Origin of the sequence: Mesorhizobium sp. M1403 (genome assembly GCF_040317695.1) — a bacterium.
Lineage (GTDB): Bacteria > Pseudomonadota > Alphaproteobacteria > Rhizobiales > Rhizobiaceae > Mesorhizobium.
This window is the reverse complement of record NZ_JAMYKY010000021.1, coordinates 63217-75444: the sequence shown is the minus strand read 5'-3', so window position 1 is coordinate 75444 and position 12228 is coordinate 63217. Positions and strand designations below refer to the sequence as shown.

The window sequence follows — 12228 nt, the reverse complement described above, 5'->3', positions numbered from 1 at the left end:
GGCCCTCACAGGACGCCGAAAGCAAGGCCGGCGCCAATCGTGGCACAGGCGGCCCCGGCGACGCGGGCAAGTCCGCGGAAGCGCCAGCCGAGGTTGAAACCGGCAGTGATGCCGACGGCGTGGAGCAGCGCGGTGGCGGCGGCAAAGCCCGCCATGTAGCCGAGCCCACCCGCATTTTCGGGCACCTCGGTGCCGTGGGCATAGCCGTGGAACAACGCGAACAGGCCGATGACGGCGACGCCGGCCGAGACCGGAAGGTCGACGGCGAGCGCAACCAGCAGCCCGAGCACCACGACGGACGCCAATATGGCCGGCTCGACGAAAGCCATCGGCACATGCAGGATGCCGAGCGCGCCGCCGGCCAGCATGATGCCGACGAAAGCCAGCGGCCATGCCCAGATCGCTTTGCCGCCCTTGAGCGCTGCCCACAGGCCGACGGCAATCATCACCGTCATGTGATCGAGGCCGGAGAGCGGGTGGGTGAAGCCGGCGGTGAAGGACGAAACCGTGCCGTCGCCGACATGGGCATAGGCTGGCCCAGCTGCCGCCAGCAGCAGGACCGCCGAAAGCGTTGTGCGTTTCATCGTAGCGGGGATCATCGGCGTACCTTCCATCTTCGAGATCATCATGCCTCTCACGCGGCCTTGCGGGCCGGGCCGCAGCCCTCTGCCTTGAGAATGCGCTGGGTCGAGGCCGGATATTTCTTCAGCATCGCTGCCGGACGGATCGGGCGGGCCGAGAAGTTGCCGCCACAATTCGGACAGGCGCCGCCGAGCACGTTTTGGGCGCAGTCCGCGCAGAAGGTGCATTCGAAGGTGCAGATCACCGCATCTGTCGCATCGGGCGGCAGATCCTTGTCGCAGCATTCGCAGTTGGGACGCAGCTCAAGCATTTTCCTCTCCTCGCCTTTGGTGATTATCTGATCGGTTCGTGCACGGTCACCAGCTTGGTGCCGTCGGGAAACGTCGCCTCGACCTGCACATCGTGGATCATTTCGGCAATGCCTTCCATCACCTGCGCCCGGGTCACGACATGGGCGCCGGCCTCCATCAGCTCGGCGACCGCGCGCCCGTCGCGGGCACCCTCGACGACGAAATCGGTGATCAGCGCGATCGCTTCCGGGTGGTTGAGCTTGACGCCGCGTTCGAGCCGCTTGCGGGCCACGATCGCCGCCATGGCGATCAGCAGCTTGTCTTTCTCCCTCGGCGTCAGATTCATGCTTTTTCCTGCAGTGGCATAATCGAAATCAGAGTGACCATAATTTGGGCAGGCCCGCCCGCCCGTTGAGCAATTCGACAAGCGGCACCAGCCGCTTGCGGAGCTGGTAGCCGTCCTCGGCGAACAGCCTCGCAAGAAGCTTGCCAGATTTCCGCACACTCCAGAAACTGACGCCGCCCTGGCCGCCGACCATGCCCCGGGCCGGCTCGAGCAAAGCCTCTGCCCGCGGCGACACCATCAGCAGCGTCGCCACGGCGATGCCGCCACCGGCCACAGCCGTACGGTTCAAGGTGGCCGCAATGTCGGGCCCGATGCGGAACTCCTCGGCATGGACCAGCGCTCCGTCCTGGCGGACGCGCCAGCGGTCGTGGAAATAGCCTTGCGCTGCCCGTTCGCCCATGGCCAGGCGGCCGAAGACAGTAGCCTCCAGGATCAGCGCCTCGGCTCCGGCGGCAAGCTCCACGTCAAGCGTGCGGGCAAAGACCGAGCGGTCGAAGACGATGGTTTCCTGCGGCAGCCAGGCAATGTGGCCGCCTTCGCCGACGGTCAGTTGCACCCGCACTTCGGCGCGATCGGATGCGGCGCGGTAGATTTTCTCGCAGGCCTGCGTTGTTATGGTTGCGGAGGCGCCGGCACCGACATCGACCTGCCAGGCGAGACGGTCGCCACCGGTCAGCCCACCGGCAGTGTTGATCAGGACAGCTTCGAGCGGATCGGCCGAGACTGCCGGCATGCGGATCTTGGCCGAGCCGTCCTGGTACAAGCGCCGAAGACGCGTGCGGCCTCCGTTCCAGTCGCAGCCAAGCCGCGCGACGCCGGCAACGCGCTGGGCCGGCGGCACTGAGCTCAAGCTATATGCGATCGTGTCCACGACACCAACGTTAAGCACTGCGGCGGCTTTGTCGATATATAGCTTGTTGCTTGACAGCGTTTCGGTTTCTATAGAGGGAGCCACCTTGGTACGGTCATCGGCGCCTGGCGGGGGTAAAAGGCGACGATGACGACGTAATCGAGGACAAAAGGGGCGCTGATCAGTTGGCGTCGGGAAACGACAGAGTTGGGGAAGAAACCGAATGGCTGACCAGCTGGCAAACGATATCATCGCCAAGATCAAGGCTCATGCCGAGCCGGGCGGCGAGGAAATCACCACCAGTACCGAACTGACCGCCCTTGGCATCCATTCGCTGGAACTGACGGAAATCATCTTCGATCTCGAGGAAGAGTATGGCATCGAAATCGAGATGAACACGGTCGATGCCTGGAGCAATCTGAAGAATGTCGGCGACATGGTCGAGGCGGTTCGCGCGCTGATCGCGAAAAAAGCCTGACTGAATGCACAAGCGCATCGTCATCACGGGCATCGGCGGGTTATGCGGGCTCGGCACCAATGCACCAGCAATATGGAATGAGATGCGCACCGGCCGTTCGGCAATCGGTGCGATCGTCAATTCCGAGCTGTATGACCTCAAGGTCAGGGTCGGTTGCGAAATCAAAACGCTTCCCGAGCACGGCATCGACCGCAAGCAGGTCGTGTCGATGGACCGCTTCAGCCTTCTGGCGACGATCGCCGCGCGGGAGGCGGCACAGCAGGCGGGATTGAACCCGCACGCGGCCAACACCTATCGGATGGGCACCATCGTCGGCGTCGGCGTCTGCGGCTGGGAGGCAATCGAAGAGAGCTATCGCGCCATCCTGCTCGAAGGCAAGAACCGCGCCGGCATCTTCACCGTGCCGAAAGTAATGCCGGGCGCTGCCGCCGGCCACGTCAGCATGAATCTTGGTCTGCGCGGGCCGGTCTTCGGCATCACCTCTGCCTGCTCGTCATCCAACCACGCCATTGCCTCGGCGGTCGACCAGATCAGGCTCGGCCGTGCCGACGTCATGGTCGCCGGCGGCACCGATGCGCCGCTGGTCTGGGGCATCCTCAAGGGCTGGGAGGCCCTGCGGGTATTGTCGCCGGACACCTGCCGGCCGTTTTCGGCCGATCGCCAAGGCCTTGTGCTCGGCGAGGGTGCGGGCATGGTGGTGCTGGAAACCTATGAGCATGCCATGGCGCGCGGCGCCGCCATCCTTGCCGAAATGGCCGGCGTCGGCCTTTCCGCCGACGCCTCCGACATCGTTGCGCCGACCATCGAAGGGCCGGAGGCGGCGATGCGCTTCTGCCTCGTCGATGCCGGGCTCAATCCGGAAGACGTCGACTATCTCAACGCGCATGGCACCGGCACCAAGGCCAACGACCAGATCGAGACGGCGGCGATCAAGCGTGTCTTCGGCGGCCATGCCTACAAGCTTTCTATCTCCTCGACCAAATCGATGCACGCCCACTGTCTCGGCGCGTCCGGCGCGCTGGAAATGATCGCCTGCGTGATGGCGATCCGCGACGGCATCGTGCCGCCGACCGCCAACTATCGGGAAGCCGACGCCGACTGCGATCTCGACATCACGCCGAACGTGGCGCGCGAGCGCGCGGTGCGCACCGCGATCAGCAACAGCTTCGCCTTCGGCGGCACCAATGCGGTGCTGGCGGTCAAAGCCGTCTGAACCGCACCCCTTGCCGGGTTTCGTCGGGGCCGGTGAAACTTTCCATGCGCATATTGATCGCGCCAGGCGTCGCGCCTAACTCTCTGCGACCCGCCGTGACCGCGCCGTTCGGGGCGCCCCCCGACCAGGAGTTTCGATGACCGATCTGTCCGCGTTTCCGATTGCCACGCGCTGGCCGGCAAACCATCCCGACCGCATCCAGCTTTATTCGTTTCCGACGCCGAACGGGGTGAAGATATCGATCGCGCTGGAGGAACTTGGCCTGCAGTACGAGCCGCATGCTGTCGACATCGGCAAGAACGAAAGTTGGACACCGGAATTCCTGTCTTTGAACCCGAACGGCAAGATACCGGCGATGATCGATCCGGACGGCCCGGGCGGCAAACCGATCGGCCTGTTCGAATCCGGCGCCATCCTGCTCTACCTCAGCGACAAGACCGGCAAGCTGGTCCCGGCAGACGCAACGCTGCGTTACGAGACGATCCAGTGGGTGTTCTTCCAGATGGCTTCGATCGGGCCGATGTTCGGCCAAGTCGGTTTCTTCCACAAATTCGCCGGGCGCGAAATCGCCGACAAGCGCCCCCTGGAACGTTATCGCGACGAGTCGCGACGGCTGATCGGCGTCCTCGAAACGAGGCTCAAGGGCCGCAGCTGGATCATGGGCGACGATTACACCATCGCCGACATTTCGATGCTTGGATGGGTGCGCAATCTGATCGGCTTTTATGAGGCACGGGAACTCGTCGGTTTCGACGATTTCCCCAGCGTCGGCGCATGGCTGGAGCGCGGCCTTGCCCGGCCGGCGGTGCAGAGGGGCCTCACCATTCCGGCCAGAGCCTGATCGAAAGCCAGACTGGCCCGGCTATTTTGCCTTGGTCCGGGGTTTCGAGCCCTTGCCGACTACGGAAGCGGCAAGCGAGGCCGCACCTTTGGCGGTCGCAAGCACGGCACCGGCGGCGACGTTGGCCGTCGTTTTGACGGTGCGCATTGCGCTGCCTGCGATCGATCCTCTGCTGCTTGCCGGCTTTTTGGGCTTGGGTGCAGCGGCTTTGGCCGCGGCAGGCACCACCTTCTTCGGCGCCGCCTTGCCAAAGCTGGGCTTTGCCGCGTCCTTGGAGCGGGCCGCCCCTGCCGGGCCGGCGCTGGTTTTCGCTCGCGTTGCTTTTGATCGTGTTGCCCTGCCCTTGGCGGGCGCAGGCTTTCTTGCCATGGTTTCCATCGAACTGTTCCCTCATGCGGCACGATTGCCGTGTCCGGGATAACGGCCTGAAAGTGTTAAGGTTCCGGCCGAACAGTCCTTACAGATCAGGCCTGTTCACCAACCACCAGGTCGGCGGGCCGCCGACGGGCAAGCACGCGATCGATGTTCGGCATGTCGTTGGAAGCAATCCAGGCGCGCGCGTCCTCGTCGGACCGGCCGTGCTCGTGCCATCGCTCCAGCAGTCGGCGCTCGAGGTCGGCGCGCGGCACATCGACAAAGATCGAGAAGTCGAACAGCGGCGCCAGCCGCGTCCATGGCTCTTCGTCGAGCAGCAGATAATTGCCTTCGACCAGGATGAATTTGGTGTCGGCGGCGATGATCGCAGCGGCGGCGCGCGACAGCTCCATGCTGCGGTCGAAGACCGGGATCGCGATATCCGGCTCGCCGGCGCGGATGCGCTTGAGCAGCGTTTCGAAGCCGGCAAAATCAAAGGTTTCCGGGGCACCTTTTCGTTGGCGAAGGCCGCGTCGCTCGAGCACGACATCATCGTAATGGAAGCCATCCATCGGCACGACTTCCGCCGTGCCTTCCGGCAGCAGGTCGTGCAAGCCTGCCGACAATGTCGATTTGCCGGCGCCGGGCGGACCGGCAATGGCAACGATGAAGCGCGGCGCCTTGCCGGCGCGCTTGAAGATGGCAGCAGCAATATGGGCGATCTCTGACATTGGAGCCTTTCTGGCTGAGTGTTTTCGATCTTGGCGACAATTCGCGGGAATTTCAAACCCGAGATTAGTTTCCTCGCTCAGGGATTTTGACCGTCCGTCGGCAAATCGCAAAGCTTTGAGATTGCCCGAAACGATCGTCCCTTTCGTCATCCTGGGGCGGAGCAAGGAGCGAAGCGACGCAGCGCAGACCCCGGGATCCATGCCGTGACATCAGGGCGCCTCAGCGGCGCAGAATTCTGTTCCGCCGCATTCCTCGACGACGGTCGCGGCATGGATCCCAGGGTCTCCGCGACGTCGCTTCGCTCCTGCTCCGCCCTGGGATGACGAAGGTGGGGAGGCGAGCTCTCAAGCTGGGGCCGACCTGCCGATCCGCAGGAAGTCGCTGTCGAAGCCAATGTCGCGCACGGCGCCGTCGGCGGCCAGGATGCGCATGCGGCCCGGTAAGCTCGCGACGTCGCGCGGCGGCTCGCCGGACGGCCACGGCAGTGCGCCGATGACATGGCGGAACGAAAAGCTGCGCCCTTCAGAAAGCGCAAAGGCGGTCGCCACGCCTTCGCGCTTCAGCCAGTTGTCGCCGAGCGATGCGGCGTGGCCGACAGCGGTGCGGCCATCCTCGATGCCGAGCACGCCGCGATGGCGGCCGCTCCATGGCGCATAATCGCGCCCGCCATTGCTGACCCACAGCATGGTGACCGGCAGTTCGGCCGGGTTCTTCAGCACCAGCACGAGATCGGCTTCCGCCTGGCGCGCCAGCGCGGTCCAGCCCGGCCCGCCATGATCGGCCTCGACCAGCGTGACAAAGTCCTCACGCTGCTGGTCCATGCGATAGGCGGTCAGGTCGATCATGCCGCCGTCGGCGGCGGGAAAGCGCGTCAGGTCGGCGGTCCGTGCCGGGTAGGCGAGCAAAGAGCGGCCGCGGGCCGGATCGGGCTCCGGCGCCTCGCTCGGCGTCGCGGCAAGGCGCTTCGGCGAGAAGGCCAGCCTGCCGCCGGCCTTCATCCCCGTCATTGGGTGATGGGCGACGGGAATGGCGCCGGCGCCGCCGGAAAAGACGTGCTCCTGATAGAGAAACGGATGATCGTCGCGCAAGGTCAGGATCTTGTCGACGGTCGCGCCCATGACCGGACGCTGCAGACGGAAGACGGCGCGCCAGCCATCGGCCGTTGCTGCGCTGTCGACGACGTCCCAGCGACTATTGGCCGGCCAGCCATGCAAAGGTGCCGCTTCGACGTCGCTGGTCGAGAACGGCGCGCAGAGGAAATCGCCGGACAGGTGGACCGTCCCTTCAGGCAGATCTTTCGGCAGCGTCTCGCGCGGCTCTTCGACCCAGGGTGCGCGATGCAGCGGCTTCAGCCGACGGCCGTCGATCTCGATCGCCATGTCGGCGAGATGGCCGACGGCAAGATCAACCGATACCGAAATCCCCTTTGCCGTAATCGTGACCGTATCCATGTGCGCACCTACCGATTCTGCCAGCCCGATTCTGGCGGCCCGATTCTGCCGGCGCCAGCAAAGCCCACTCGCCGCCCCTTGCGCAAGCGCGGCGGCCGGCAATTCGCATCGGACGGCTTGGCACAGCCGCCACGTCTGCCTGTGGACAGGGCACCATTCCAGGGCGCGACGATATTAACCAAATGGACTGTGCCTTTGCGTTAAGATAGCTTCGCCTCGTCTCAGAAACAGCCTGCCTTCGGAACCGACTTGTCCGCCTTCCGCTTCTTTTCGCTCATCCACAATTACGTCGCGGTGCTGATGCTGCTGCTGTTTGCGGCCGGCTGTACGACGGTGACGCCCCCTGACAGCGTGCTGGCGGTGCCGGCGCCGCCGCAGAAATATGCCGCGATGGTCATCGATGCCGGCACCGGCAAGACGCTGTTCGAGGTCAATTCGACGGCGCCGCGTTATCCGGCGTCGCTGACCAAGATGATGACGCTGTACCTTCTGTTCGAGGCGCTGGACCAGGGCCGTATCAGCAAGGAGACGCAAATTCCGGTGTCGGACAACGCCGCCCGGCAGCCGCCGACCAAGCTGCGGTTCAGGCGCGGCGAGACCATCGACGTCGATTCGGCGATCCGCGCCATCGTCGTCAAATCGGCCAATGACGTGGCGGTCGCCGTTGCCGAATATCTCGGCGGCAGCGAAGAGGCGTTCGCCGGCATGATGACCGCCAAGGCGCGCCAGATCGGCATGAGCAGCACGGTATTCCGCAACGCCTCGGGCCTGCCGGACGGCGACCAGCACACGAGCGCGCGCGACATGGCGGTGCTCGGCATGGCGCTGCACGCCCGCTTCCCGCAGCATTTCCACTATTTCTCCGAAAGCGACTTCATGTTTCGCGGCAGGCTGGTGCGCGGCCACAACGACATGCTCGGCCGGGTGCGCGGCGTCGACGGCATCAAGACCGGCTACATCCGCGCTTCCGGCTTCAACATCGTCACCTCCTATAATGCGGACGGGCACCGGCTGATCATCGTGGTGATGGGCGCCGACAGCGCGCGCCAGCGCAACGACCATGTCGAGGCGCTGATCCAGCGCAGCCTGTCGACGGGGACGGCGAATGCGACGACGCGGCTGTTGTACGCCGAGCAGCAGTGAGGGGTGACGTCCGGCGGGCGGCGAATCAGGGCGCTCATCGGGCGACAAACGCAGAACCGCCGTTTTGCGCGACACTGCTGAGATACTTTGCCGGCGGCTTGCCAAGCGCTTTCTTGAACATGGTGATGAAGGCGGTGACCGATTCGTAACCGAGATCGGCCGAAACCTGCTGCACGCTCGCGCCGGAGGCCAGCTCGCTCAATGCGACGATCAAATGCATTTGCTGGCGCCAGCGCCCGAAGGTCAGCCCTGTCTCTTTCACCACGAGACGTGCCAGACTGCTCTCGCTGAGTGCGACGCGATTGGCCCATTCCGCCAGGGTGCTGCGATCGGCAGGATCTTGCGCCAACGCCGCGGCGATGCGCCTCAAGCGCGGCTCGGACGAGATCGGCAAATGCAGCTGCTGGACAGGCATGCGCGGCAGTTCGGTGAGCAGAGCCCTGGTCAGGAGCTCGCCCCTCGCGTCATCGTCCTCAACGCGATCCGCCAGCTCTATGATGAGCTCGCGCAGCAACGGCGTGATCGAAAGCGTGCAGCACCGGTCCGGCAGGTCGGTAGCACCCGGTTCGATATAGACGAAGAAAATCCGGGCATTGGCGGTCGCGATATTGCTGTGCTCCATGCGGCCCGGAATCCACACCGCGCAATGCGGCGGCACCATCCACAGGCCGCTGGGGACGCGGCATGTGACGCCACCGCCCAGCGCGAAGACGAGTTGGCCTTTGCGGTGGCGGTGGTCCGGCACCTCCGCCCTGGTTTCGGTAACGTCAACGCGCACGGCGATTGCCGGCGCAAGGACGTCATCCGGATCGAAATTCGGCCAGGGGTAGCGGAGAGGCTGTTTCATATTGACTGATTTTAGCGATCAAGTGCCAAGATATCTAAATTACTCAAACAGGAAAGTCGATAGTTTAGGGCCTTGAGTAACTCAGAAGACGACAGGGCGGGCTTCCAGATAGTCATACCCTGCTTGCGTTCTGAACGTCGGACCAACAAGCCCGGCGCACGAAAACAGACTGGCGTCCCCCATGCAGCAAGAAAGGACGATACCAATGCTCGCCTTGGTCACATCTTCCGATAGCGCCACCGGGCTGAAGCTCGCCGAGCTTGGCGAGCCCGAGCCCGCCCCGCACCAGGCGCTGGTCTCAGTCCGGGCAGTCTCGCTGAATCGCGGCGAACTGCGCCTGCTCAAGATCCGCCCTGACGGCTGGGTGCCTGGCCAGGACGTCGCCGGAATTGTCGAGCGCGCCGCGGGCGATGGCTCCGGGCCGGCCGTCGGCGCCCGGGTAGCGGCTCTGGTCGACGAGGCCGGGTGGGCCGAGCGCGTCGCCGTTCCAACGGACCACCTCGCCCTGCTGCCGGACGATGTCAGCTTCGTCTCCGCCGCCACTGTTCCGGTTGCAGGCACGACCGCGCTGCGGACCCTGCGCCACGGCGGCGACCTGGCCGGCCAGCGGGTCCTGATTACCGGCGCAAGCGGCGCAGTCGGCCGTTTCCAGATCCAGATCGCCCGCCAGCAGGGCGCGTCGGTGACGGCGGTCGCCGCTGCCCGGCATGCCGAAGATCTCCGCGGCCTCGGAGCCGAGCGGGTCGTCGAAACGATCGAGCTCGCCGAAGGACTGTTCTCGCTGATTACCGAGTCGGTCGGCGGCGACAGCCTCGCCCACGCGATCGAACGGGTGGCGCCCGGCGGGACCGTCGTCATGTTCGGCTCGAGCAGCGGCGAACTCACGCCCATCGGGTTCCGCCAGTTCGTCCCGGGTCACGAAGGCGCGCGGCTGCAGACCTTCGCCTACTACGCTTCCGGTCCGGAGGTCGGCGCCGACATCGCCTCGTTGCTCGCGCTGATCGCAGCCGGCCGGCTCGAAACGCGCGTGGTCCTGACCGTGCCGTGGCGGGACGTCGGCCAGGCCCTCGACGCGCTGCGGCAGCGCAGCATCAGCGGCAAGGCAGTGCTCACCATGACGGAATGAGCAGGCGCGGCCGCCGGACGGGACACCGTCTGGGCTGCTACGGCAATCTGAGCCCGTCCGCGATTGCCCGTTGAAGCCGGCGCCTGCTTCCGCTAAGAAGCCGTGGCTGGCCGGTTTACCGGCTGGTTCGTTTTTGGGATCACCGATCCTGAAGGCACCCGTAGCTCAGCTGGATAGAGCGCTGCCCTCCGAAGGCAGAGGTCACAGGTTCGAATCCTGTCGGGTGCGCCAACTCCCAAGTGCACGGCCCGGACACATAGGTTACGGTTTATACCGGAGACATGGTGGACCGCACCCCTGGGTGAGACACCAATTAGGGACAGTTCCCCAGATATTGGATTGCGCACGGCCTCATAACGCGACTGTTAAGTAGGCGACCGCGGGAAGTCCGCAGGGGGTCTAGCTTGTGTAAAAACGCCGGGCCTGGCTCCAACCAGATCCGTGGATCGTGTACTGTGATGAGACGTCGGGACCGAGGATCAGCGGATATGGACGAGGAGGGCTTGGCCGAGATCTCAGCCCGATACATTCGCTTTGCCGATACGGAAGCTCGCGGTCGCTCGCCGCTCTACGAGGAGTTGGCTCGGGCAGTCGCTGGGAACCGGGAGACGCTCGGTTTCCTGTCGACCCTCCCGGACGTAAAGCGGCAACCGAACCTTCTACTTGCCGCGGTGCGTCACCTGTTCGGCACGCCGACAGGGTGGACCGAGTTTCGCCAGGCGCTTCAGGCTAATCCCGACGCTATCCGCTCGCTCATGCTCGAGCGCTCAACGCAAACCAACGAGCCGGGAAGGTGCGCCACCCTGCTCCCCGTCCTGGCGCGTTTGCCGCAGCCGCTGGCCCTCATCGAGGTCGGGACCTCCGCAGGGCTCTGCCTCATGCCCGACCTCTATGGCTATGACTACGGACGCAAGGTGATCCGCGCACCCGCGATGGCTTTGGAGCCGCCTGTCTTCCGATGCCTCGCCAGCGAAACAACGCCATTGCCGACGGCCTTGCCGCAAGTCGTCTGGCGGGCGGGATTGGACCTGAGCCCGATAGATGCTTCGGACGACTCGCAAGTCGCATGGCTTGAGACACTGGTCTGGCCGGAACAGACAGAACGGCTTGCCAATCTGCGGGCGGCCCTAAAGATCGCTGCCACAGTCAAGCCTCGGGTGGTGAAGGGTGACCTGCGCGGGAGCGACCTCGTGCAACTCTGCAACGAAGCGCCAAACGACGCTACACTCGTCATCTTTCACACAGCCGTCCTCGACTATGTTTCCGACCTTGGTGACAGAGAAGCTTTCGCCGAGCAGGCGATGCGTCTTTCTCCTTATTGGGTATCGAACGAGTTCCCTCGCGTCTTCCCGTCCATCGCCACACGCGCCGGAGCAAGCTGGCCGCCCGGCCGCTTCCTCCTATCTGCGAACGGCTCCCCTGTAGCTTGGACTGACCCGCATGGCGCCTCGCTCGAATGGATCGCGGACGAGGCGTAGGCTATAGGTGGTGGATTGCCGTCCTTGGCCAGAGACGCCATCAGTTCTCAGTTTCATCTATGCTCGTTTGCCACTGCTTGCGTCTTGAATTCGCGGCAAGCGCCCTTCGGACTTGCTACCGGGCGGTTGAAAAAAGGAACGGCGCGCTGGGCGCGCGAAGGACCGCATTCCGCAATCGGGAACCAGAGCTCTCGGCAAGCCGTTTACGCTGCAAACCCGCCTGTCGATCCTCAGAGGCCGGGGCGAGTTCTCCGAGACCCACCGATTGGAGATTGATCATGACAACCGCCACCGACCGCGATCCGCGCCACCACACGCAGAAAATGCAGAAGAAATTGGAGGAGGTTAAACAGCACCTTCGCCAGGACATCGAGAAGGTCGATGAGCCGCAGCTGAAGGCGATGTTCGAGACGTCCGCCGAGGTGATCGGCGGTCTCCAGAAGGCGTTCCAGGACTATGAACAGAAGAATGAACCCGCTTGGCGTTGAACGACTTCT

At 64.5% G+C, this 12228-nt stretch carries 16 protein-coding genes and 1 tRNA gene; 9 read left to right on the top strand and 8 right to left on the bottom strand.

Going from position 1 to position 12228, the window contains the following annotated elements; all coding sequences use genetic code 11:
• Positions 1-5 precede the first annotated feature (5 nt).
• Genes NKH01_RS26555 through NKH01_RS26540 form a run of 4 tightly spaced genes read right to left on the bottom strand, consistent with a single transcriptional unit; the run spans position 6 to position 2068 of the window.
• The gene (locus NKH01_RS26555; protein WP_352999300.1) at positions 6-599 is read right to left on the bottom strand and encodes a HupE/UreJ family protein; all 594 of its coding nucleotides are present in this window, start codon (positions 597-599) and stop codon (positions 6-8) included.
• Positions 600-634: 35 nt separating this feature from the next.
• Positions 635-892, bottom strand: coding sequence for a DUF1272 domain-containing protein (locus tag NKH01_RS26550; protein WP_023722547.1), 258 nt, complete (start codon positions 890-892; stop codon positions 635-637).
• A gap of 23 nt (positions 893-915) precedes the next feature.
• A complete protein-coding gene (locus NKH01_RS26545) occupies positions 916-1218 on the bottom strand; it encodes an urease subunit gamma (RefSeq protein ID WP_023677011.1) in 303 nt (100 codons plus the stop codon).
• 28 nt (positions 1219-1246) lie between these two features.
• Complete coding sequence (locus tag NKH01_RS26540; RefSeq protein WP_502896922.1) at positions 1247-2068, bottom strand: urease accessory protein UreD; 822 nt, start codon at positions 2066-2068, stop codon at positions 1247-1249.
• A 223-nt stretch (positions 2069-2291) separates the two neighbouring features.
• On the opposite strand from NKH01_RS26540, the gene NKH01_RS26535 reads away from it, so the two are divergent.
• The 3 genes from NKH01_RS26535 to NKH01_RS26525 all read left to right on the top strand — a co-directional run bounded on the left by NKH01_RS26535 (position 2292) and on the right by NKH01_RS26525 (position 4600).
• Complete coding sequence (locus tag NKH01_RS26535) at positions 2292-2546, top strand: acyl carrier protein (protein ID WP_023677013.1); 255 nt, start codon at positions 2292-2294, stop codon at positions 2544-2546.
• Positions 2547-2550: 4 nt separating this feature from the next.
• A complete protein-coding gene (locus NKH01_RS26530; RefSeq protein WP_353023207.1) occupies positions 2551-3759 on the top strand; it encodes a beta-ketoacyl-[acyl-carrier-protein] synthase family protein in 1209 nt (402 codons plus the stop codon).
• A 136-nt stretch (positions 3760-3895) separates the two neighbouring features.
• Complete coding sequence (locus NKH01_RS26525) at positions 3896-4600, top strand: glutathione S-transferase family protein (RefSeq protein ID WP_352548054.1); 705 nt, start codon at positions 3896-3898, stop codon at positions 4598-4600.
• 21 nt (positions 4601-4621) lie between these two features.
• On the opposite strand, the gene NKH01_RS26520 is transcribed toward NKH01_RS26525, so the two are convergent.
• On the bottom strand, positions 4622-4747 hold the full coding sequence (locus NKH01_RS26520) for a hypothetical protein (protein WP_352481498.1): 126 nt from the start codon (positions 4745-4747) through the stop codon (positions 4622-4624).
• Between NKH01_RS26520 and NKH01_RS26515 the strand changes: the two genes are divergently transcribed.
• Positions 4740-5021, top strand: a complete 282-nt coding sequence (locus NKH01_RS26515) for a hypothetical protein (RefSeq protein WP_353023205.1) — start codon at positions 4740-4742, stop codon at positions 5019-5021. The two genes, NKH01_RS26520 and NKH01_RS26515, sit on opposite strands and share 8 nt — an antisense overlap.
• Before the next feature lie 43 nt (positions 5022-5064).
• Here the strand turns inward: NKH01_RS26515 and NKH01_RS26510 are convergent, their stop codons facing one another.
• Positions 5065-5685 carry a nucleoside triphosphate hydrolase gene (locus NKH01_RS26510; RefSeq protein WP_352495059.1) on the bottom strand — a complete coding sequence of 207 codons (621 nt, stop codon included), beginning with the start codon at positions 5683-5685 and terminating at the stop codon, positions 5065-5067.
• 345 nt (positions 5686-6030) lie between these two features.
• Positions 6031-7137: a hypothetical protein gene (locus NKH01_RS26505; protein WP_352791071.1), complete on the bottom strand. Its 1107-nt coding sequence runs from the start codon at positions 7135-7137 to the stop codon at positions 6031-6033.
• A gap of 249 nt (positions 7138-7386) precedes the next feature.
• Between NKH01_RS26505 and NKH01_RS26500 the strand changes: the two genes are divergently transcribed.
• Positions 7387-8280: a D-alanyl-D-alanine carboxypeptidase family protein gene (locus NKH01_RS26500; protein ID WP_502912678.1), complete on the top strand. Its 894-nt coding sequence runs from the start codon at positions 7387-7389 to the stop codon at positions 8278-8280.
• 34 nt (positions 8281-8314) lie between these two features.
• Here the strand turns inward: NKH01_RS26500 and NKH01_RS26495 are convergent, their stop codons facing one another.
• A complete protein-coding gene (locus NKH01_RS26495) occupies positions 8315-9127 on the bottom strand; it encodes an AraC family transcriptional regulator (protein WP_353023203.1) in 813 nt (270 codons plus the stop codon).
• A 205-nt stretch (positions 9128-9332) separates the two neighbouring features.
• Here NKH01_RS26495 and NKH01_RS26490 point away from each other — a divergent pair, with 205 nt between their 5' ends.
• From NKH01_RS26490 to NKH01_RS26475, 4 genes are all read left to right on the top strand, one after another.
• Positions 9333-10253, top strand: coding sequence for a zinc-binding dehydrogenase (locus NKH01_RS26490; protein WP_353023201.1), 921 nt, complete (start codon positions 9333-9335; stop codon positions 10251-10253).
• 154 nt (positions 10254-10407) lie between these two features.
• Positions 10408-10484, top strand: a tRNA-Arg gene (locus NKH01_RS26485).
• Positions 10485-10741: 257 nt separating this feature from the next.
• Positions 10742-11731, top strand: coding sequence for a DUF2332 domain-containing protein (locus NKH01_RS26480; RefSeq protein WP_353023199.1), 990 nt, complete (start codon positions 10742-10744; stop codon positions 11729-11731).
• A 278-nt stretch (positions 11732-12009) separates the two neighbouring features.
• A complete protein-coding gene (locus NKH01_RS26475) occupies positions 12010-12219 on the top strand; it encodes a hypothetical protein (RefSeq protein WP_353023197.1) in 210 nt (69 codons plus the stop codon).
• The last annotated feature ends 9 nt before the right edge of the window (positions 12220-12228 follow it).